Below are 22,394 nucleotides of genomic sequence, written 5' to 3' on the forward strand. Positions count from 1 at the left end.
TATGGATTTAAATCGCCGAATCTTTTCTTTTAAATACAATATAAAGAATTAATATGAGCATATAAAGTAAACTCACTAGCATAACGATAAATGCTGTTGGATAAAATTTTGCTGCATATATAAAGAAATCGATTTGATAAATATCTTCGTAATTTGAAACAGTGCCTTTGAAGTAATTCGTAAACTTAGCACTATATTTCCATTCATCATGATTATCTATTAAATTACTCCCCTGATACCAACTCATCAGTGCTGAAGTAATAAATAACATAAATGAACTTCCGAGTTGAACCATTTGGTTTATTGTCAAAAAGAATCCACCTCCTATTTTATGGTTATTATAGCGTGCATTCATATGCTTGTAACCATTTTGTTGTAATCTCCTTTTCGAGTTCATACGGAAATCACATGTAAGCGGTATGATAAATGTATAACAACTAGAAAGGAGTGGTAAAACGAAATGTCACTAGAAGCACTCATTATTTTTTCTTTGCTAAACGCGGGTCAACTTGCAGAGAATTCGAAGGTTGATATACATAAAGAGCAGAAAGATGCTTATGTATATGTTCAGAAAGAGGAAAATAAATAATTTTATTTTATATATAAACGAAAAAAGCCAATCCACAGGATTGGCTTTTTGTCAGGTTATTGGAAAAATAGCGTACATTTTTCTCTTTTAAACATTAAATAAAATTTGATCATAGCAAGAAGTAATAAGTTTTTCCATGTTTTTCAAGTCGTTGACGTTATCAATAAAAATTCTACTCACTCCCTGTGATTTTGGGGCTTGTTCAACCACAAAATTAGGGCATAGCTGTTTAGTAGCTTCTAAATCGAGTCTTACAACTAAGGATTTTGCATCTCCATCAAGGAAGAGACGTATAAACCATTTTGTGATTACACGATTCATGATACAAAAATAACTAATGGTATCTTTATATTTGAGGTTACTGATATCTCTTTGATGCTCAGTTAAAATCTCTTTAACAATGTTAAATGCGGTTAGTTCATTTTCTGTAGTGAAAACTCTATCTGTTTTGTCTTCTTTGTTAATGTCTTCAATAATTTCGGTAGAAGCGGCTGCAACTAGGCTTGTTTCTATTTTCTCCGATGTTTTTGTTTCTTTTGGTGTTAAACCATCACTGATTATTTCTAATAGTGTTCGATTAATTGCTTTTTTAACGATTGGTCGGAATCGCTCTAAAACGTTATTTGTAATTCTAGTTGAGCTAAAGTCTCTAATTAGAAAACGAAGGAAGTCATCTGAAGGATTTTTAAATAGTTCTTTAATTGTAGAGTTTAAATTGGTCATATAAATAAGCTCTTCAGCATATTTTACGATTTCTTCAGCTTCAAAATTTTCTTTTGTAAAAGTTTCAATCGTTTCAATATCTAAATTAGTTACATTATCCATGCTGAATGTGAAGAAAGGTTTTTCATCCATCACATTGTCATTTGTTAAATCAGTATAAAACTTATATTCTACACCATTAGTTAGTACCCCTACTTTGACATCAGGTAAGGCGTTGAAATATCTAGATAGTTGCGCATCGTGTTTAAGGAGATTTTCTGTTACAGATTTTGCCTCGATTAAAATAATTGGAACCCCATTTTTAAAAACCGCATAATCGACTTTTTCTCCCTTCTTAGTTCCGAAGTCTGCAACATACTCAGGTCTAACTTCTAAAGGATTAAAAACGTCATAACCTAGTTTTTGAAGAAAGGGAATAATTAATGATTGCTTGGTCATTTCTTCATTAGTTATGTACTCTGTTCGTTCTAAAATTTGGTTAGCTATTTTGTTTATGTCATTTCTGAATTCCATATCAATGTCCCCTCGTTATAAAGTTTAAAAATCTTTAATATTATTGTTATTCCATGAAAATTCATAATATAACAGAGTTCTTTATGGAAACAGGGAGGTTATTCTTTTTGTTTTAGATGGGAGTATAGGGTATTGGGATTTTTATGTTATGTAGGATATAAAAATAATGGGGAAATTGAAAAAAGCCAATCCACAGGATTGGCTTTTTGTCATTAACGAGAGTAGAACTCTACGATTAATGCTTCGTTGATTTCAGCTGGTAACTCAGCACGCTCAGCGTGACGAGTGTAAGTAGCTTCTAATTTGTCAGCATCGAAAGTTAAGTATTCTGGTACGAAGTTGTTAACTTCGATCGCTTCTTTAACAACAACAAGGTTGTTAGATTTTTCGCGAACGCTGATAGTTTGACCAGGTTTTACACGGTAAGATGGGATATCTACGCGAGCGCCATCAACCATGATGTGACCGTGGTTTACTAATTGGCGAGCTGCACGACGAGTGCGAGCTAAGCCCATACGGTAAACTAAGTTGTCAAGACGAGCTTCAAGAAGGATCATGAAGTTTTCGCCGTGCTTACCAGGCATTTTACCTGCTTGGTCAAATGTGCGACGGAATTGACGCTCAGTCATGCCGTACATGTGACGAAGTTTTTGTTTCTCTTGTAATTGTAAACCGTATTCTGAAAGTTTCTTACGTTGGTTAGGACCGTGAGGACCTGGTGCGTAAGGGCGTTTTTCTAATTCTTTTCCTGTGCCGCTTAGAGAGATTCCAAGACGACGAGACAGTTTCCAAGCTGGACCTGTATAACGAGCCATAGTTGACTCCTCCTTTAAAATGTTTTTATTTACGTAAAATAAAAACAGACGTAATCGATATTTACGGGCATTTTGTTTTCATGTACCTTCGCTCCAGCAGCAGGGAGTTACGAGATACACCTCCGTAGAGGAACAAAATACAAACGATAAACTCACATTACAAGGCTGCCTTTTTATTTTACACAAACGCTATTATATCTTTTACCCAGAGTTTCGTCAAGCGAGTACGTTTTTGTTTTATGCATATAAATTTTGGAAATGAACAAGAAGGAATTTAAAACGATATAAAAGAAGAGATAGAAACACAAATAAAACGCTTACATAAAATATGGTAAAAACGTTCATCAAATTTTTGTTGGTGAATATGCGGCAATAAAAACATAAAAGGGGATGTTTTTATGAAAAAGAAGCATATGGAGACAGCGTTAATTCATCACGGGTATACATCAGAGGAACATAAAGGAAGTTTAACACCGCCTTTATTTCAAACGTCTACATTTACATTTGAGACTGCGCAGCAAGGAGAGGCGAGTTTTGCGGGAGTGGATCCATCTTATATTTACTCACGGCTTGGAAATCCGACTGTGAAATTATTTGAAGAACGTATGGCAGTGTTAGAAGGAGGAGAAGAGGCACTTGCTTTCGGATCCGGTATGGCAGCTATTTCAGCAACTTTAATTGGCTTTCTAAAAGCTGGAGATCATATTATTTGTTCAAACGGATTATATGGGTGCACGTACGGCTTTTTAGAAGTGTTAGAAGAGAAATTTATGATTACGCATTCGTTTTGTGATATGGAGACAGAGACTGATATTGAAAATAAAATCCGTCCAAATACGAAGCTTGTTTTCGTTGAAACACCGATTAATCCGACAATGAAATTAATTGATTTAAAACAAGTGATTCGAGTTGCGAAGCGAAATGGATTACTTGTCATTGTTGACAATACGTTTTGTTCACCTTATTTACAAAGACCGCTTGAACTTGGCTGTGACGCTGTTGTTCATAGTGCGACAAAATATATCGGTGGTCACGGTGATGTTGTAGCAGGTGTAACGATTTGTAAATCGAAAGCGTTAGCTGAAAAAATTCGCCCGATGCGAAAAGATATCGGCGGCATTATGGCGCCGTTTGATGCATGGTTATTGTTACGCGGATTAAAGACACTAGCGGTAAGAATGGACCGCCATTGTGATAATGCAGAAAAAATTGTATCGTTTTTAAAAAATCATGATGCGGTAGAAGGTGTTTGGTATCCAGAAGGGGAGTTAGCATCTCGCCAAATGAAACGTGGGGGCGGTGTTATATCTTTTTCAATTAAAGGTGGGAAAGAAGAGACGCAGGCGTTTATTAATGACCTTCACTTTATTACAATTGCGGTAAGTTTAGGAGATACAGAAACGTTAATTCAGCACCCGGCAACGATGACGCACGCTGCGATTCCAGCTGAGTTAAGACAAGAAATGGGCATTTATGATAATCTAATACGTTTATCTGTCGGTTTAGAATCGTGGGAGGATATCGTTTCTGATTTAGAGCAGGCATTAAAGAAAATATCTACGGTTAGTAATCAATAAAAAAGAGCTAGCTATCGGTTTTGTACGTAATGTACTTAATCGATAACTAGCTCTTTTTTGTTACATATGTTTTAGGAGTGTTTCCACAAATTTTTCTAAATAGCGCTGATCTACTTCGTCGAAACGGTTTTTTTCAGGACTATCAATATCAAGTACACCAATGACATCCCCATCTTTTATAATCGGTACGACGATTTCTGAATTTGAAGCACTGTCGCAAGCGATGTGTCCTGGAAATTGGTGAACGTCTGCTACAAGCTGCGTAGTTTTCGTTTCGGCTGCAACGCCGCAAACGCCTCGTCCAAATGGAATGCGCACGCAAGCAGGCATTCCTTGGAATGGTCCAAGAACAAGCTGATTTCCTTCTGTTACATAAAAGCCAACCCAATTAACGCGATCCAAAAATTGGTTTAATAATGCGGACGCATTTGATAAGTTTGCGACTACGTTTGATTCGCCAGTTAATAATGCATCCAGTTGTTTTATTACTGTCTCATATTGCTGCACGCGAGATCCTGCATAACTTTCTTTAGTAAACATGGAAACAGCTCCTTTTTTATCGAGATGTGTAAAATATTAGCAAAATACGATGTATTTCACATGACTTTGTCGATAGAAAATTAAAGGAATTTGTCTTAAAAGTCAAGAAATTTACACTATAGCTGTTCAGTGAGAGGAAGTGAGCGCATGAAACAGACGAAACAAAAAGTAATTGATGCGGCAATATCGTTGTTTAACACGAGAGGTTATGATGGAACGTCGGTGCGAGACATTGCAAAGCGAGCGGATGTGAATGTAGCGAATATTTCATATTATTTTGCTGGAAAGCAAGGCCTATTAGAGCAGCTTATTACTGATTTTTTAGAAGGGTATATTCATGTGATTGAAACGTCCTTTGAACAGAGAGAATATTTGTCGGCTAAAGATGTGATGGTGCAAATGGTGCGTGGGATTTTACGATATCAATTTGATAATAGGGAACTGACACGTTTCTTTTATCGAGAGCTTTCGCTTGATACGACATTAATTCGCGAAGTGATGACTGTTTATTTTTCTAAAGAAAGATATTATATAGAGCAAATGATTAGACAGGGACAAATGAAACAAGAATTTAAAAAGGTATCTTTTACAATGTTTATGACGCAATTAAAAGGCATGATGAATATGCCGTTTTTATATCCGCAATATATATCAGAAGTATTGCATTCTTTTCCATCTGAGACCTTTTTCTTAGAAATGTACACGAAAGAAATTGAACAATGGATGGAACAAACATTGTGTATAACGAATATGTACTATGAATGGCCAAGGGCTGTTCATATGTGAAAAATCCCCACCTAACGAACTGAGGTGGGGATTTTTGTGCTTTCTTTTCTTTGCCATACATTGTTGCATAATAGCGCGATAATTGTTAATGAGGCTCCGGCAACTTCAATTTTGTCGACTGTATAACCTCGAAAGATGGAACCGATAAGTGCAAGCACAGGAACTAAATTCATAAATAATATGCCGTTAATAGATGAAATATAGCGATTTCCTGCGTTCCAGCAAAATACTGCGATAACGCCTGCAATAATCGACATATATAAGAGTTCAAAACGAACGTTCATAATTGTACGTAGTGATGGTACAGTAATGACGTTTGTATAAGTGAAGAAAGTGACAATAACGATGAGTGATATTGAGCCAAATAAACAAGTTAACGTCGTATACCTAAGTGGTGACCAAAATTGAAAACGAGCACCACCGTTTGTATAAATGACCCAGCAAGTAACGCCGCACAGCATAAGTATATTTGTTGAGAGGTTACTGGCAGCTCCAAATAATAAGTGAATATTTCCTTTTGAAATGACAAGCATAACACCGATAAGTGCAACGAACATACAAAGGAAAGTGTAGTTTTGTGGACGTTTGTTTTTTGTTATCCACTGCAATAATAAAGCGATGAGTGGCATAAGAGACTGAATCATCGCGGCATGGATGGCTCCAGACGGTCCGGCAAGTTGTTGTCCGTAGAAAACGAGAAAACCATATCCTGCGAAACCGAACGTTCCGTAAAAGAGTAACGAAAGTGTTTTCTTTTCTAAGCGGAGTGCCCTTGTCCCTTCGGTAAGTAATAACAGAATAAGAAAAATAATAGCTGCTGATCCATAGCGAATCGTTGTGAAGAAGAACGGATCGATAAACTGTAAGGCGTTTGCCATGACAGGAAACATAAATCCCCAAGCCGTTACGGCAAGTAAGCATAGGAGGGATCCGAGTAGCATTTGTTTTTTGTTCAAGAGTATCTTTCCCCTTTACATTTCGTTATAGTAAGTTGATGAAATAAGTATAAAGAGTAATTGTTTATAGAAGGAAATATCGATTCTTTATGACAGTTATAACTTTTGGTTAGAGGTGTGTACGATGGATTTGGAGGCAGTACGATCGTTTATTGAAGTAAAGAATACGCGAAGTTTATCAAAGGCGAGTAAGATTTTACATATTTCTCAGCCGGCGCTTAGTAAACAAATTCAAAGGTTAGAGGCCGATTTAGAAGTTACTTTACTGAAGCGTTCCGCGCAAGGAGTGGAATTAACAAGTGCTGGAGAGTTATTTATAACAAGAATGTTACCGATTTTGGAGCACATACATGAAGTGAAAGCCGAGATGAAGAAATTTCAAGAGAAGCGGAACATTTCTATAGGCATATTGCCAAGTTTAGCAGCACATTACATATCAAAATGTAAAGATATATTAGGTGATGGGTTCGAAGTAGAATGGAAAATTGAGCATACAAAAGTACTGATGGGACTCTTCAAAGAACGGAAGATTGAAGCGATGTTCATCGATTCAGTAGTAGAAGGCGCTACGTGTATAAAAGAAATACGAGAAGAAAAAATCGTGTGTGTCGTTTCAAATGATCATCTTTATAAAGAGAAAACAGTAATCCGAATGGAAGATTTGCAAAATGAAAAGTTAATCGTATACCCAGAAATCTGCGATGTAAGGAAAATGATTACGAATATGTTTCAAGGGATAGGTGCGAAACCGATTATTGCATTTGAAACTTCTTATGCAGAACCGATGCTTGCGATGGTCAGTGCTGGACTTGGCATCACGTTACTTCCAGAAATAGCAGTAGAGCAAGCGGTAAGGCAAGGAAATGTGCATGCGATTTCTATTGAACCGCCACTTGTGCGCAAAATTTATTTTGCATCTCATATGGAAGAAGGCCTTGTATCCCGCTATTTGCCGGGCAGTAAGACCCCACCTCAAAATTCAGCGAAAGCAAAGAAGTTAGGTGGGGAATCAACTGCCCGTAAAAGCCCGATTGGTTCAACTAATAATCAGTGGGCGGGAAACAACCCCACTGATTAAAGTTTCACTTTATTGCATTCATTTGATGATGAGAGGTAATCCAAACGGAATATTGAGAAAGATTACAATTGCATTGAAAGAAACATGAAATTTTAAAAAAAACTAGGTCAAAAACAAGCCATTACATGGTATGATTAGTACATTGTTAGTTGTTAAATATAGGGGAATTCCCTTTTTATACATAATGCCTTCCATTTCATAAACGGAACGGACAAAAAAAGAGATATAACTAGGAGGCTTTTTTGCATGGATTCTATCCTGACGATCGTTATCATTGTAGTAAGCTCTATTCTAGTGCTGCTCATGATAGAGCTTGTGATAAGAAATCGTTCATATAAAGATATTGAAGCACTTGAGCAGTGGAAACAAGAGATAAAAGATAAACCTGTGGCAGATGAACTAAAACGGGTGAAAGATTTAAATATGACGGGTCAAACAGAAGAACTGTTTGGTAAATGGCGTGAAGAATGGGATGAAATTGTATCAACAACCATTCCGAAAGCTGACAAAGATTTAGCGCAAGCGCGAAAATTCGCCTCGCAATTCTCCTTCCGAAAAGCAAAGCATGCGATGAATGAATCCATAAGTGGTTTAGATGACGCTGATAATCGTATTACAGACATTTTAAATGAATTACAGCAATTGTTAGAAAGCCATGAAAAAAATAGCTCGGAAATCGAAGGGTTACGTGATACATATCGTAGTATGAAGAAGAGTGTTCTTGCTCATAGACATATGTATGGAGCAGCAGAGCAGAAAATTGAAGAGATGCTAGACGCTGAATCTGAGAAATTTAAAACCTTTGAAGAAGCAACAAACAATGGCGACTATTTAAAAGCGAGAGAAATTGTTATTAGTTTGGAAGAAGGTTTAGCAGATTTAGAAATCATTATTCACCAAATTCCAGATTTATTGGTAGAGTGTCAAGCGACGTTACCAGTTCAGCTGGAAGATTTATTACACGGACATAATGATATGGTAAGACAAGGTTATGTATTAGATTATTTGGAAGTCCCTAAAGAAGTTCGCGATATGACGAAACAACTACAAACATGTTTAATGGATATACAAGAGCTTCACATAACGGAAGCGGCTGAAAAAGTAGAAAACTTAAAAACGCGTTTAGATGGCTTCTACGATCAACTGGAACAAGAAGTGCATGCGAGACATTATGTGGAGCAAAAAACACTTTCTGTTTATGAAGACTTAGAAGAAATTCGAACTGAAACGATTGAAACAAAAGCAGAAACGCAACTTGTGAAACAAAGTTATCAGTTACAAGATAAGGACATTGAGTCTCAAAAAGTAATTGAGAAACAAATGCATATTTTAATGAAACGTTTTGAAATGCTACAATTACGCGTTGCGGAACAAGATATTGCCTTCTCTATTATTCGTGAGGAACTAGAAGAGGTTTATGAGCAATGTGAAACATTAAAAGTACTTCATGCAGAATATAAAGAAATGCTGCAAACGATGCGCAAAGAAGAATTTGAAGCACGTGAGAAGTTACAAGAAATGCGAAATACTATTTTCGAAACGAAACGCTTTATGCAAAAGTCGAATTTGCCAGGTCTTCCAGAGAGTATTATGGAAGATTTAAAAAGAGGACAAATGGCAATGCAAGCTGTATATGAGCAATTAGAAGTGAAGCCGTTAAATATGAATGCTGTAAATAGTAGTTTAGAAGAAGCTTACACAACTGTTAATGGTGTAGCTGAAATGACAGAAGAGTTAATTGGACAAGCGTATTTAGTAGAAAAATTAATTCAATACGGTAATCGTTACCGCAGTCATGATGAGAACCTTGCAGAGAGCTTAAATTATGCGGAGAAATTATTCCGTGAATATCAATACGATGCAGCTTTAGAACAAGCGGCTTCTGTACTAGAGCAACTTGAGCCTGGCGTTGTTCAAAAAATAGCTGAATATGTAGACAATGAACAAACCCTTTCATAAGGGTTTGTTTTTTTGTGTAATTTTGCAGGCGATGTTGCTATAATGAATAGCGGAATACAGTAAGGTTATTCGTTTTAAAATATAACGGAACCTTTGAGTAGTCTTAGCGTAATGACACGTATTTGTGATATGATTATATGATGTGACAGCGCTGAAAGGGGAAGAACGATGATCTATTTTGATAATAGTGCGACGACAAAGCCATATCCAGAAGCTCTTCAATCGTACGTAACGGTTGCGGGGAAATATTTTGGGAATCCTTCTTCTATTCATTCGCTTGGAGGAGAGGCAGAGCGTCTATTAACACAATCAAGAACAATTGCAGCGCAGCTTCTTCACGTTAAACCTTCTGAAATTATTTTCACATCAGGTGGAACGGAAGGGAATAACCTTGCGATTAAAGGAATAGCGATGAGGAATCGTTCGCGCGGTAAACATATCATTACAACAAATATTGAACACGCGTCTGTGTTTGAAGCATATAAACAATTAGAAGATCTCGGTTTTGATGTAACATATTTACCGGTTAATGAGCATGGTGTTGTATCGGTAGAGGATGTAAAACGAGCACTTCGTGAAGATACGATTCTTGTGTCAATTATTCACGTGAACAACGAGACTGGAGCGATTCAGCCCGTTGCTGAAATTGGAATGTTATTATCGAATTATCCGAAAATAAGATTCCATGTGGACCATGTACAAGGGATAGGAAAAGTACCGCTTAATTTATACGCTTCTCATATTGATCTTTGCTCAATATCTGGACATAAATTCCACAGTGTAAAAGGAACGGGTCTTCTTTATGTACGTGATGGCGTAAGGTTAGATCCAATTTTATCAGGTGGCCAACAAGAGCTGAAGTATCGCTCTGGTACAGAGAACTTACCTGGCATTGTAGCGATGGTGAAAGCACTTCGCATGACAATGGAACAAGTGAAAGAAAAGGTAGCTCATTTGCAAAGTTTACAAGCAGAGCTTGTCCGTTTCTTTAAAGAAATGGAAGATGTAACGATCAATACGTCGCTTGCATATGCAGCACCGCATATTTTAAATGTATCATTTGTAGGTTTAAAACCAGAAGTGGTCGTTCATGCTTTAGAAGAGCACGGCGTATATGTATCAACGAAATCTGCTTGTTCTTCAAAAGCAAATGAAGTGAGCAGAGTGTTAGTATCAATGGGAGTACCGCATGCCGCTGCTGCAAGTGCTATTCGCATTAGTTTGGCACCAGAAAACACGATGGAAGAAGTTAAGCAATTTGAAGGTATTGTGAAAGAGACGATGCCAAAATTATATGAAGTGATGAGGTAAAGGAATATGATGACATATGAATATATTTTAGTTCGTTATGGAGAGATGACGACTAAAGGTAAGAACCGTTCTAAATTTGTAAGCACATTAAAAGATAACGTGAAGTTCAAACTGAAAAAATTCCCAAATATTAAAATTGATGCAACACATGACCGTATGTACATCCAATTAAATGGCGAAGATCATGAAGCGGTATCTGAAAGATTGAAAGATGTATTTGGTATTCATAAGTTTAACTTAGCGATGAAAGTACCATCAGAATTAGAAGACATTAAAAAAGGTGCATTAGCAGCTTTCTTACAAGTAAAAGGCGATGTGAAAACATTTAAAATTACTGTACACCGTTCTTATAAGCATTTCCCAATGAGAACGATGGAATTATTACCTGAGATTGGTGGACACATTCTAGAAAATACAGAAGATATTACTGTAGATGTTCATAATCCAGATGTAAATGTACGTGTAGAAATTCGCAGTGGTTATAGCTACATTATGTGCGATGAGCGTATGGGAGCTGGCGGTTTACCAGTTGGCGTTGGCGGAAAAGTAATGGTACTTCTTTCTGGCGGTATTGATAGCCCAGTAGCAGCGTACTTAACGATGAAACGCGGCGTATCTGTGGAAGCAGTTCACTTCCATAGCCCGCCTTTCACAAGTGAGCGCGCGAAACAAAAAGTAATCGATTTAGCACAAGAATTAACGAAATACTGTAAACGTGTAACACTTCACCTTGTTCCATTTACAGAAGTGCAAAAAACGATTAATAAAGAAATCCCATCTAGCTATTCAATGACAGTTATGCGCCGTATGATGATGCGTATTACAGAGCGTATCGCAGAGGAGCGTAACGCACTAGCAATCACGACTGGTGAAAGTCTTGGACAAGTAGCAAGTCAAACATTAGATAGTATGCATACAATCAATGAAGTAACAAACTATCCAGTTATTCGTCCACTTATTACGATGGATAAATTAGAGATTATTAAAATCGCTGAAGAAATTGGCACATATGAAATTTCAATTCGTCCGTACGAAGATTGCTGTACAGTATTCACACCAGCAAGCCCAGCGACTAAGCCGAAGCGTGAAAAAGCAAATCGTTTTGAAGCGAAATATGATTTTACACCATTAATCGATGAAGCTGTAGCGAACAAAGAAACGATGGTATTACAAACGGTAGAAGTAGCGGCGGAAGAAGAAAAATTCGAAGAACTTTTCTAAAACCATAAATTACCATATCTAAAACGTGTATGAAGTCATGTTATTTATCACACTCTATACTCACAAGGAGGTGATATAACATGGCACGTAGCACAAATAAATTAGCGGTTCCTGGTGCTGAATCAGCATTAGACCAAATGAAATACGAAATCGCTCAAGAGTTTGGTGTTCAACTTGGAGCTGATGCAACAGCTCGCGCTAACGGTTCTGTTGGTGGCGAAATCACTAAACGTCTAGTTTCACTAGCTGAGCAACAATTAGGCGGTTACCAAAAATAATCCCATATGATGGCTTAGGAAGAGCGGGTTCTCCCGCTCTTTCTTTTTTGTGTTGTGTCACTATTTGTCGGTAAGGCGATATCCTTTGTCGAAACGTTTGTATATTGCAAGTTGTATGCAATATATATAAATCGTCGATATAATTTCATTTATCAATTCGACAGAACTAAAAAATTTGTCAAAAGATGAGGGTTCAAAATTGACAGAAAATTCTTTATTATATAAGGGAGGCATAAAGAAAAAGGAGGATGTTTATGAAGAGAGAAGAATTGTTGGCACCACCGTCTTATAATTTAGTTTCTGAAATAGAGAAATATACAGGTGATAAAGAGAAACTTGCTTTAATTTGGCAAGATGATAAAGGGAATCGACGAGAAGTTACATACGCTGAGTTAATGAAAGGTGCAAATAAAATTGGAAACGCTTTTATAAAGAGTGGTCTGCAAAAAGGGGACAAGCTCCTCATTATGATGCCGCGTTTAATTGAAGCATACATGACGTATATCGCTGCGATTAAAGCAGGATTTGTCGTAATTCCGAGTTCGGAAATGTTGCGCAAAAAGGATATCGAATACCGTATTGGACACGGGGAAGTAAAAGCAATCGTAAGTTATGAGCCATACATTGGACAGTTTGATGATATAGAAGCGATGGATTCTCTTCAAAAATTCGTTCTGAGCGAGCGGTCAGTAGATGGATGGATGAATTTAAAAACAGCGTTAGAAACAGAAAGTGACATGTTAGAAATGGCAAAGACAGATAAAGAAGATATGGTCTTTTTATCTTACACTTCAGGAACGACAGGAAATCCAAAAGGTGTTGTTCATACGCATGCGTGGGCATACGCTCATTTACGTACGAGCGCTCCAAATTGGCTCGGAATTGAAGAGAATGATGTTGTGTGGGCAACGGCTAGTCCAGGCTGGCAAAAGTGGATTTGGAGCCCGTTTTTAGCAACGCTAGGATCAGGGGCAACAGGATTTGTGTATCACGGTAAGTTTGAACCAAAAACGTACCTGAACTTATTAGACGATAATAAGGTGAATGTGCTTTGTTGTACACCGACTGAGTATAGATTAATGGCAAAGGTAGAAGATTTAAGCCAGTACAATTTAGAGGCGTTACATAGCGCTGTATCCGCAGGTGAACCGTTAAATAGAGAAGTCATTGAAACGTTCCAAAAGCACTTTCATATTACAGTGAGAGACGGCTATGGGCAAACGGAAAATACATTGCTTGTTGGTGTAATGAAAGGGATGGATATTAGACCAGGATCAATGGGAAAACCAACGCCAGGCAACCACGTTGATATTGTAGATGAAGAAGGCATTCCGGTAAGGATAGGAGAAGTTGGTGATATTGCAGTTCACATTGAAACACCAGCCCTCTTTAAACAATATTACAAAGACGATGAGCGCACAGCGATGCAATTCCGCGGTAATTATTATATTACTGGTGATAAAGCGAAGAAAGATGAAGATGGCTACTTCTGGTTTGAAGGGCGCGGTGATGATATCATTATTAGCTCTGGTTATACAATCGGGCCGTTTGAAGTAGAGGATGCACTTGTAAAACATCCTTACGTAAGAGAATGTGCGGTTGTCGCAAGTCCTGATGAAATTCGCGGAAGTGTCGTGAAGGCATTTATCGTATTAAGAGAGAATATAGAAAAGAACGAAGAAACATTAATTCCAATACTCCAACAACACGTCAAAGAACTTACTGCACCATATAAATACCCTCGCAAAATTGAATTTGTAGATGAACTACCAAAAACGATTTCTGGAAAAATCCGCCGTATTGAACTTAGAAAACAAGAGATGGAGATTCCATCAAAATAATTTTGAAAATAGTGAAAAAAATGGTTGAATGAAGTATTAAGCATATGATATCATAAAAAAACGAACATAAGTTCGATTTTATAAATTTAAAAAATGAGGTGTCCGTATGATTTTAGGTATTAATCCGTACTTAGTTTTAGATGGTAGTGGGCAAGAAGCTGTACAGTTTTATAAAGAGGCGTTAGATGCAAAAGTAGAAGTCATGCAAACTTTTGGTGATATGCCTGAAAATCCAGAATACCCGGTTCCAGCTGAAGCAAAAGAGCGCGTTTTACACGCTACTTTAAAAGTTGGTAATACGGATCTTATGATTTCTGATACATTCCCAGGTCAAGGGCATGCAATCGGATCTCAAGTAACAATTGCAATTCAAATTAGTAATGCAGAAAAAGCAAAAGAAGTATTCGATAAGTTACAAGAAGGTGGCGAAGTTATCATGCCACTTCAAGAAACATTCTGGAGCCCAGCATACGGACAAGTAAAAGATAAATTTAGCATTGAATGGCAAATTACAACGTCTACTACTGAACAAAAATAATTTTTGGAAAAGCACCGTTTTTAATCGAAATGGTGCTTTTTTTATACGAACGAATTTCGTAGACTAAAGGGAAAAGGGGGATGAGCATATGGGAGAAATTTGGTACGGCGGCACCATTTACACGATGAGAGAAGAAAATGAAAAAGTGGACGCTGTTTACGTTGAAAAGGGTATGATCGTTGATGTTGGAAGTAAAGAAGAGTTAGAAAGCCGATATGCTGCGGTTACATTGCACGATTTAAAAGGCAAAACAATGATTCCAGGTCTCGTTGATAGCCATATGCATCTTATTGGTCACGGGGAGAGATTACTTCGTCTAGATTTATCAAATTGCACATCGTATAGCGAAGTGCTTACTCTCGTTCAGAAGCGCGTAGAAGAAGCACCCAAAGGTTCTTGGATTATTGGAGAAGGATGGAATGAGAATAACTTTACAGATACGAAAGATGTTCACGCGCGTGATTTAGATGAAATTTCGAAAGAACATCCCATTTTATTAAAGCGAGTTTGTCGTCACGTTACATGGGTGAATTCATACATACTGCAAGAAGTGAATATAACAGAAGCGACAGAAGATCCAAAAGGCGGGAAAATTGGCCGTGATTCATCAAATATGTTAACAGGGCTTTTATATGAACAAGGACAAGAGTTAATTAAACATGTGCAGCCTGAAATTGATGAAGCTTATTTACAAAGCGCTTTGCAAACAGCGATTAAAGATTGTTGGCAATATGGCCTCGTTGGTGGACATACGGAAGATTTAAATTATTACGGTGGTTTTAGAAAGACGCATAATGCGTTTTCTCATGTCATAAAGGAAATGCCATTTAAAGCACATTTACTCGTTCACCATGAAGTAGCACATGAACGAAAGGAATATGAAAATGAGCATTATATTGAATTTGGGGCAATGAAAATTTTTTCTGACGGTTCTTTTGGCGGAAGAACAGCATTATTAAGTGAGCCGTATGAAGATGCGAAGGAAACGAATGGGGTTGCGATTTTCTCACGTAAAGAACTTGCGGAATTAGTGAAGAAAGCACGAGATTTATATATGCCAGTTGCGATTCATACTATCGGTGACTTATCGCTTGAATATGTCATTGATGCACTTGAATTGTATCCGCCAGCAGAAGGATTACGTGACCGCATTATTCATTGTCAGCTAGCTCGTGAAGAGTTGATTGAAAGAATGAAAAACTTACAAGCCATTATTGATATACAACCAGTCTTTGTTTCATCGGATTTTCCATCAGTCATTGAAAAACTAGGCGAGCAACGTCTTCGTTATGCGTATGCTTGGAAGACGTTGCTGGAGGCAGGATTACACTGTAACGGGGGATCAGATGCTCCGATTGAGCAAGTAAATCCGTTTCTAGGCATATATAGTGCTGTTACACGTAGAAGTTTTATTGACGGTGTATGCTATATGCCTGAGGAAAGATTAACGCCATATGAGGCTGTTAATCTATTTACAACAGGAAGTGCCTATGCAATTGGAAAAGAAGCGAAGCGAGGGCAAATTACAAAAGGATATGAAGCAGACTTTACGATATTAGACCGCAATATTTTTGAAATTGAGGCAGAAGAAATAAAAGAAGTACAAGCAGAAATGACCGTAATAGATGGCCAAGTTGTCTATAGAAAAGATGCGTAAAAATATATCGACTTACCGACAAAAACTGACAAGAATAGCGGCCGGATAATAAGCGGAACTGTCTACAAATAGAAAACCGTCGCATTTTGGAATCTCCATAATGCGACGGTTTTTAAATACTATAAAAACGTTCTCTGTACTTTTTCCCAGAAAGAGTTGTTTTTTAATTTAACTGTTTTAATTTGTTTATCGCTTAAGCGTACAACAGCTTTTTCTACTTGTTTAATGCTAAGCGCTTCATTATCCATACCGATAACAGGATAATCGTTACCGTCTGGTCTTAGTTTTAAAGTTAGTGTACGTTCGTGATTTAAAATGAACGGTGAACCAAGTGTACGGTATGTGTTGTTGTTTAAAGATGCTAATTCACTTACTTGGAAGCAAGGGATAAGCGGGTCAACAACTGCACCACGTAACGATTTATTGTAAGCTGTACTTCCTGTTGGAGTAGAAACAACTAAACCGTCACCTCTAAATGTTTCGAAATATAAATTATCAACGTGAACATCTACAACGAATGTTTTAATAATGCTAGAACGTAACGAGAACTCATTTAAACAATGGAAAGATGTGTTGCCATCGACATCTACCTGAATTGTTGGATATTTTCGCACTTCAATTTCATTTTTTGTAATTTCTTGAAGGGCTGTATCAACGTGATCAATATGGAAATCGCAGTAGAATGAAATTTCATCTTTCGTAGAAATTCCTGCATATAAACAATCTTCTCTAAAACCAGTTTTACGAACGGCTTGTAAGAAAGTTGCATCATCTCCAACACTGACGATAGCGTTTGCATTTTTTGGATGATCTAATATGGTAAATCCATTCTCTTCTAAAATACGATAGATTGGTTTCATTTTTTCAACGAGCTTTGCTTTGTCATCACCATAAAAGAAAAATAAATTGCGACGATCTGCCATTATGTATCCCTCCACTGCAGTTAAATTTTCTATGCTTCGTGCTACATATCATTAGAGTCCGTTCCCTGATGATATGTTCAAATAATATATTTCGATATAAATTGTCAAAATACCTTTTTGTTTTTAGAAAAATTTTTATATTCAATCTTATAAAACTCTGTTTAATGATGAATAAAGTTGTCGATAATGGGTACGGAGTGAAAGGATGATACGTATGAAGTGGCTCGTAATTGGAATAATAATTCTTCTCCTTTTTATTTTGTTTATACTATTGTCGAAAATAAAGCTTAAGGTGACATTTTTATATTCAGAAATGGAAAAGCAATGTTTGCTTCAAGTGAAAATATGGATGATTCGATATACATTTGATGTGCTGGAAAGAATTGAGAAACAGCAGAAGAAAACAGGACAAAAAATCGAAAAAGCTGAAGAGGACGGCGGACTAGATAATAAAATTATGGCACAACTTGATAGTATTGGGGAGCTGATAAAAAGGCTTCAAGAAGTTCATACTATTGTTAAAGATTTTCTCAAACGAGTAAAAATCAATGGTTGGAAATGGCATACACAAATTGGAGCAGGCGACGCAGCTAGTACTGGAATTGTCACCGGATATGCATGGGGGACAAAAGGAATGGCTGCTGGAGTTGTAGGACAATATATGCATATTGTCGACGTACCAGAATTTGAAATTACTCCTGTTTTTCAAGGGAAAGGGTTTGCGTCAAGATGTGAATTAACAGCATCTTTTCGTATATTCCGTACTGTAAAAACAGCAGTAAAATTACTCATGTTTATGAGGAAGCAAAAATCTGGTGTGACAGACAAATCTGTTCAAGCATAGGGGGGATATAGAATGGACCATCCAATTCAAGGTTTAATGACAACTGCAATGCAGCATTTAAAACAAATGACTGATGTAAATACAATTGTGGGCGATCCAATTAAAGCGGCAGATGGAAGTGTAATTCTTACCGTTTCAAAAGTTAGCTTCGGATTTGCTGCTGGTGGAAGTGAATTTGGTAAAGTAGAACATTCAGGCCGTCATCCATTTGGCGGGGGGAGCGGTGGAGGAGTTTCTATTAATCCTGTTGCTTTTCTCGTTATAAATGGAGAAGGCGTAAAAGTGTTACATTTAGATAAGCAAACACATGTCATCGATAAAATAATTGAATTAGCGCCACAAGCTGTTGATAAAGTGAAGGAAATGATGGATAAAAGAAAAGAAGATGATCCTGAATTTCAAATTTAAGGAATAAAGAAGCTGATCAATGGATTAGCTTCTTTAATTTTTTTGTAAATAAAGCGATTTTATTTGCATTATCGATAGGGACAAACTATCATTTACATTGTACATATTTTGTTTAAATAAGGGAGGATTTTCAAGTGGCAAACGTAACTTTTAAAGGTAACCCAATGACTTTAGTTGGAACAGAAGTTAAAGTTGGCGATCAAGCGCCAAACTTCCAAGTGTTAGCAAACGACTTATCTCCAGTAAGTTTAGAAACATACAAAGGCGAAGTGAAATTAATTAGTGTTGTACCTTCAATCGACACAGGTGTGTGTGATGCACAAACACGTCGTTTTAACCAAGATGCAGCAGGTATTGAAAACGCGAAAGTATTAACAATTAGCGCTGACTTACCATTCGCTCAAAAACGCTGGTGTGCAGCAAACGGTTTAGAAAATGTTGTTACACTTTCTGACCACCGCGACCTTTCATTTGGTGAAGCTTACGGCTTAGTAATGAAAGAGCTTCGTTTACTTGCTCGTGCAGTATTCGTAGTAGATAGCAATGACAAAGTAGTTTACGTAGAATACGTAAGTGAAGGTACAAGCCATCCAAACTATGAAGCAGCATTAGAAGCAGCTAAAGCTGCAAAATAATGCAAAAGAAATGGCCTCTTATAAAGAGGTCGTTTTTTCTCATATATTGCTCTGTAACGGCATCGATATATGAGAAAAAACGTTATATCATATATAACTTAAAGGGGAGCTCTTTGTAGGAGGTCGCTTTTTCTTTTTGGAAAAAAACACTTTGTGGTATGATATAAGTTATGTGTAAAAGAGAGAAGGAGGAATGTACGTGAGTCAGACAGTAGAAACATTATTTTCTATTTTTGATTCTTCTGCGGTAGTTTTACGTAAAGAATTAGATGTAACATATTTAGAGGCGCTTGTAGAAACAGGTGATAACTTGTTTGAAGGAGCGATTTTACAAGAGGAATTATCAGAATCAGCAATTGAAAGGCTGAATCGTGAATATAGTACGTTTAATGAAGAAACATATAAAGGTGAAGAAATTCGTAAAGCATTTCAGTTAGCCATCTTAAAAGGAATGAAAGAAGGCGTACAAGCGAATCACGAAATGACACCTGATGCAGTTGGTATGTTCATGAGCTACTTATTCCATAAATTTATGCAAGGGCAAAATGAAATTACTGTGTTAGACCCTGCAATTGGAACAGGTAACTTAATGACTACTGTATTTAATAGCGCCAAAGAAGGACTAACAATGAGTGGATTTGGTGTAGAAGTGGACGAAGTGCTAATTAAACTTGCCTTAGTAAATGCGAATTTACAAAAGCATGCAATCGAATTCTTCCATCAAGATGGACTAGCACCGCTTTATATCGATCCAGTTGATGCAGTTATTTCAGACTTACCGATTGGCTACTATCCAAATGAAATCGGTGCAAGTGAATATAAATTGAAAGCAGATGAAGGAATGTCATATGCCCACCACCTATTTATTGAACAAAGTGTGAAGCATACGAAAGAAGGTGGCTACTTATTCTTCCTAGTACCGAACTTCATTTTTGAAAGTGATCAAGCACCGAAATTACATGCATTTATTAAAGAAACATGCTTTATTCAGGGGTTATTACAGCTACCTGTTTCCATGTTTAAAAACGAGAAAAATGCAAAAAGTATATTTGTTCTCCAAAAGAAAGGCCCTAGTGTAACGATGCCAAAACAGGCGTTATTAGTGGAATTACCTAAATTCTCTAACATGAAGGCGATGGAGGATATTATGGATCAATTAAATACTTGGTTTGCAACACATAAATAAGGATAGGTATATGTAACAGGGTTAGTAATTCGTGTAGTACAGTTTTATATGATATGTCATATTTTTAAATATATACTAGATTTAACTGAATTTTTTTGAAATCTGTAATATATATTTTTTCTTGGTGTTACAATTTTTTCACTTGAAATATATGTCGTACGATGTTTAAATTAAAATCGTGAGTATAAAATTTGCTAATGATGAAACGTTTTCATATTTAGTAAATTTGATCAGATAAAATCGAGCGGTTTGTGGAAACATCCACACAACTACCAAGAGAAAAAGGGGCGAAAGACTAGATGTCAAAAATCATCGCGATTAACGCAGGAAGCTCTTCCTTAAAATTCCAATTATTTGAAATGCCAAGTGAAACAGTATTAACAAAAGGTTTAGTAGAACGTATCGGTTTAGAAGATAGTATCTTCACTATTACTGTAGATGGCGAAAAACAAAAAGAAATTACAAACATTCCAGATCACGCAGTAGCAGTTAATATGCTTCTTAAAAAATTAACTGAAAACGGAATCGTTAAATCTCTAGATGAGATTGGCGGTATCGGTCACCGTGTTGTTCACGGCGGCGAAAAATTTGCTGACTCTGTTCTAATTACTGATGAAGTATTAGCTGATATCGAAGAATTAAGCGATTTAGCACCACTTCACAACCCAGCAAACGTTGTTGGTATTAAAGCATTCCAAGAAGTATTACCAAACGTACCAGCAGTAGCAGTATTCGATACAGCATTCCACCAAACAATGCCGGAATCTGCATTCCTATACAGCTTACCATATGAGTACTATGAAAAATTCGGTATCCGTAAATACGGTTTCCACGGAACTTCTCATAAATATGTAACTGAGCGTGCGGCTGAACTATTAGGTCGTCCACTTGAAAGCTTAAGCTTACTTTCTTGTCACTTAGGTAACGGTGCAAGTATCGCAGCAGTAGAAGGCGGTAAATCTATCGATACTTCTATGGGCTTCACTCCACTTGCTGGTGTAACAATGGGTACACGTTCTGGTAACCTTGACCCTGCGTTAATTCCATACATCATGGAAAAAACAGGTCAAACAGTAGAAGAAGTGGTTAACGTATTAAACAAGAAGAGTGGTATGTTAGGTCTTACTGGTTTCTCTAGTGACCTACGTGACATCATTGCGAAAGAAGAAGAAGGCGACCACCGTGCGAAAGTAGCACTTGATGTATTCGTAAGCCGTATCCACAAATACATCGGTTCTTACACTGCTCGTATGAAAGGTGTAGACGCAATCATCTTCACAGCTGGTGTAGGTGAAAACAGTGCGATTATTCGTGAGCGCGTATTAGAAGGCCTTGAGTACATGGGCGTATACTTCGATGCAAAACGCAATAACGTATTCGGTGAGGAAGCATTCATCAATTTCCCACATTCTCCAGTAAAAATTATCGTAATTCCAACTGACGAAGAAGTTATGATCGCTCGTGACGTACTACGTCTTGGAGATATTGGTTAATATACTATATGAAAAGAAAGACGAGATCCTATAGGATCTCGTCTTTTTTCTATTGGAGATAGTTCAAAATTCCATCTGGATAGAGTACTTTCTTCTTCTGAATGAATGCTGTAAAGGGAATCCATTTCGCATACGATACTGTTTGCTCATCTTGTATATTCACTTTTTCCATTTCATACAGTGATGTGTCTAATAAGCGTAAAGAATATAGCTGAATGATTTCATGAGCAATTTCTCCATCAAGATGAAAGATGTTTTCTAAGCAACCTACATAATTGGTAATTTCCACTTCTGTATGAAGTTCTTCTTTAAATTCACGAATAACGGTATGTGCTGATTTTTCACCAAGTTCAATTGAACCGCCAAGAGGTCGGTAATATGTTTCATCGCCTGTATGATATTCTTGTACGAGAAGGCGACCGTGATGTATAGCAAGACCGAAAGCTTTTGCACGTGGATACATATACAACCACTCCTTATTTATTTTGTATAAGGATGATTATAATGTATTGCGTGATACAAA

General features: G+C 37.0%; 22 protein-coding genes and 1 pseudogene. 16 read left to right on the forward strand and 7 right to left on the reverse strand.

Annotated elements, in window-relative coordinates:
* Window positions 1-7 precede the first annotated feature (7 nt).
* Complete coding sequence (locus AC2CGR_RS14775) at window positions 8-355, reverse strand: YjdJ family protein (protein ID WP_131100849.1); 348 nt, start codon at window positions 353-355, stop codon at window positions 8-10.
* 105 nt (window positions 356-460) lie between these two features.
* Between AC2CGR_RS14775 and AC2CGR_RS14780 the strand changes: the two genes are divergently transcribed.
* Window positions 461-589, forward strand: a complete 129-nt coding sequence (locus AC2CGR_RS14780; RefSeq protein WP_000050940.1) for a hypothetical protein — start codon at window positions 461-463, stop codon at window positions 587-589.
* Window positions 590-676: 87 nt separating this feature from the next.
* Here the strand turns inward: AC2CGR_RS14780 and AC2CGR_RS14785 are convergent, their stop codons facing one another.
* Both AC2CGR_RS14785 and rpsD read right to left on the reverse strand, forming a co-directional pair.
* The gene (locus AC2CGR_RS14785) at window positions 677-1,825 is read right to left on the reverse strand and encodes a type I restriction endonuclease (RefSeq protein ID WP_087968378.1); all 1,149 of its coding nucleotides are present in this window, start codon (window positions 1,823-1,825) and stop codon (window positions 677-679) included.
* A 212-nt stretch (window positions 1,826-2,037) separates the two neighbouring features.
* Window positions 2,038-2,640 carry a 30S ribosomal protein S4 gene (gene rpsD / locus AC2CGR_RS14790; RefSeq protein ID WP_000135311.1) on the reverse strand — a complete coding sequence of 201 codons (603 nt, stop codon included), beginning with the start codon at window positions 2,638-2,640 and terminating at the stop codon, window positions 2,038-2,040.
* A gap of 398 nt (window positions 2,641-3,038) precedes the next feature.
* Between rpsD and megL the strand changes: the two genes are divergently transcribed.
* Window positions 3,039-4,217 carry a methionine gamma-lyase gene (megL, locus tag AC2CGR_RS14795; RefSeq protein WP_087968380.1) on the forward strand — a complete coding sequence of 393 codons (1,179 nt, stop codon included), beginning with the start codon at window positions 3,039-3,041 and terminating at the stop codon, window positions 4,215-4,217.
* A gap of 60 nt (window positions 4,218-4,277) precedes the next feature.
* Here the strand turns inward: megL and AC2CGR_RS14800 are convergent, their stop codons facing one another.
* Window positions 4,278-4,757: a GAF domain-containing protein gene (locus AC2CGR_RS14800; RefSeq protein ID WP_087968381.1), complete on the reverse strand. Its 480-nt coding sequence runs from the start codon at window positions 4,755-4,757 to the stop codon at window positions 4,278-4,280.
* A gap of 147 nt (window positions 4,758-4,904) precedes the next feature.
* Between AC2CGR_RS14800 and refZ the strand changes: the two genes are divergently transcribed.
* Window positions 4,905-5,543: a forespore capture DNA-binding protein RefZ gene (gene refZ, locus AC2CGR_RS14805; protein ID WP_087968382.1), complete on the forward strand. Its 639-nt coding sequence runs from the start codon at window positions 4,905-4,907 to the stop codon at window positions 5,541-5,543.
* Between the two features lie 11 nt (window positions 5,544-5,554).
* Here refZ and AC2CGR_RS14810 read toward each other — a convergent pair whose 3' ends face one another.
* On the reverse strand, window positions 5,555-6,499 hold the full coding sequence (locus AC2CGR_RS14810) for a DMT family transporter (protein WP_484480961.1): 945 nt from the start codon (window positions 6,497-6,499) through the stop codon (window positions 5,555-5,557).
* A gap of 124 nt (window positions 6,500-6,623) precedes the next feature.
* Here AC2CGR_RS14810 and AC2CGR_RS14815 point away from each other — a divergent pair.
* The 8 genes and pseudogenes from AC2CGR_RS14815 to AC2CGR_RS14850 form a co-directional block, all read left to right on the forward strand.
* Window positions 6,624-7,433 (forward strand): annotated as a pseudogene (locus AC2CGR_RS14815) (LysR family transcriptional regulator); the annotation flags it as partial.
* A gap of 390 nt (window positions 7,434-7,823) precedes the next feature.
* Window positions 7,824-9,536, forward strand: a complete 1,713-nt coding sequence (gene ezrA / locus AC2CGR_RS14820; RefSeq protein ID WP_001970967.1) for a septation ring formation regulator EzrA — start codon at window positions 7,824-7,826, stop codon at window positions 9,534-9,536.
* Between the two features lie 168 nt (window positions 9,537-9,704).
* Complete coding sequence (locus AC2CGR_RS14825; protein WP_484480962.1) at window positions 9,705-10,847, forward strand: cysteine desulfurase family protein; 1,143 nt, start codon at window positions 9,705-9,707, stop codon at window positions 10,845-10,847.
* A gap of 6 nt (window positions 10,848-10,853) precedes the next feature.
* A complete protein-coding gene (gene thiI / locus AC2CGR_RS14830; RefSeq protein ID WP_087968385.1) occupies window positions 10,854-12,068 on the forward strand; it encodes a tRNA uracil 4-sulfurtransferase ThiI in 1,215 nt (404 codons plus the stop codon).
* Window positions 12,069-12,148: 80 nt separating this feature from the next.
* Entirely contained in the window at window positions 12,149-12,346 is a 198-nt protein-coding gene (locus AC2CGR_RS14835) for an alpha/beta-type small acid-soluble spore protein (RefSeq protein ID WP_000124489.1), read from the forward strand.
* A gap of 254 nt (window positions 12,347-12,600) precedes the next feature.
* Window positions 12,601-14,187: an acyl-CoA synthetase MbcS gene (gene mbcS, locus AC2CGR_RS14840; protein ID WP_087968386.1), complete on the forward strand. Its 1,587-nt coding sequence runs from the start codon at window positions 12,601-12,603 to the stop codon at window positions 14,185-14,187.
* A gap of 106 nt (window positions 14,188-14,293) precedes the next feature.
* The gene (locus AC2CGR_RS14845) at window positions 14,294-14,725 is read left to right on the forward strand and encodes a VOC family protein (protein ID WP_087968387.1); all 432 of its coding nucleotides are present in this window, start codon (window positions 14,294-14,296) and stop codon (window positions 14,723-14,725) included.
* Between the two features lie 88 nt (window positions 14,726-14,813).
* Window positions 14,814-16,382 carry an amidohydrolase gene (locus tag AC2CGR_RS14850; protein ID WP_270184752.1) on the forward strand — a complete coding sequence of 523 codons (1,569 nt, stop codon included), beginning with the start codon at window positions 14,814-14,816 and terminating at the stop codon, window positions 16,380-16,382.
* Window positions 16,383-16,501: 119 nt separating this feature from the next.
* On the opposite strand, the gene AC2CGR_RS14855 is transcribed toward AC2CGR_RS14850, so the two are convergent.
* The gene (locus AC2CGR_RS14855; protein ID WP_000785172.1) at window positions 16,502-17,305 is read right to left on the reverse strand and encodes an NAD kinase; all 804 of its coding nucleotides are present in this window, start codon (window positions 17,303-17,305) and stop codon (window positions 16,502-16,504) included.
* A 205-nt stretch (window positions 17,306-17,510) separates the two neighbouring features.
* Here AC2CGR_RS14855 and AC2CGR_RS14860 point away from each other — a divergent pair, with 205 nt between their 5' ends.
* The 5 genes from AC2CGR_RS14860 to ackA all read left to right on the forward strand — a co-directional run bounded on the left by AC2CGR_RS14860 (window position 17,511) and on the right by ackA (window position 21,871).
* Window positions 17,511-18,149 carry a DUF2953 domain-containing protein gene (locus tag AC2CGR_RS14860; RefSeq protein WP_131100845.1) on the forward strand — a complete coding sequence of 213 codons (639 nt, stop codon included), beginning with the start codon at window positions 17,511-17,513 and terminating at the stop codon, window positions 18,147-18,149.
* A 12-nt stretch (window positions 18,150-18,161) separates the two neighbouring features.
* A complete protein-coding gene (ytfJ, locus tag AC2CGR_RS14865; protein WP_000350005.1) occupies window positions 18,162-18,557 on the forward strand; it encodes a GerW family sporulation protein in 396 nt (131 codons plus the stop codon).
* Window positions 18,558-18,691: 134 nt separating this feature from the next.
* Window positions 18,692-19,192, forward strand: a complete 501-nt coding sequence (tpx, locus tag AC2CGR_RS14870; RefSeq protein ID WP_000024528.1) for a thiol peroxidase — start codon at window positions 18,692-18,694, stop codon at window positions 19,190-19,192.
* Between the two features lie 199 nt (window positions 19,193-19,391).
* Complete coding sequence (locus AC2CGR_RS14875; RefSeq protein ID WP_071725979.1) at window positions 19,392-20,378, forward strand: class I SAM-dependent methyltransferase; 987 nt, start codon at window positions 19,392-19,394, stop codon at window positions 20,376-20,378.
* A 299-nt stretch (window positions 20,379-20,677) separates the two neighbouring features.
* Entirely contained in the window at window positions 20,678-21,871 is a 1,194-nt protein-coding gene (ackA, locus tag AC2CGR_RS14880) for an acetate kinase (RefSeq protein ID WP_000034580.1), read from the forward strand.
* A gap of 49 nt (window positions 21,872-21,920) precedes the next feature.
* Here ackA and AC2CGR_RS14885 read toward each other — a convergent pair whose 3' ends face one another.
* Window positions 21,921-22,334, reverse strand: a complete 414-nt coding sequence (locus AC2CGR_RS14885) for an NUDIX hydrolase (protein ID WP_131100843.1) — start codon at window positions 22,332-22,334, stop codon at window positions 21,921-21,923.
* Window positions 22,335-22,394: the final 60 nt, after the last annotated feature.

It is taken from the genome of Bacillus sp. LSHTCR4 (genome assembly GCF_057197025.1).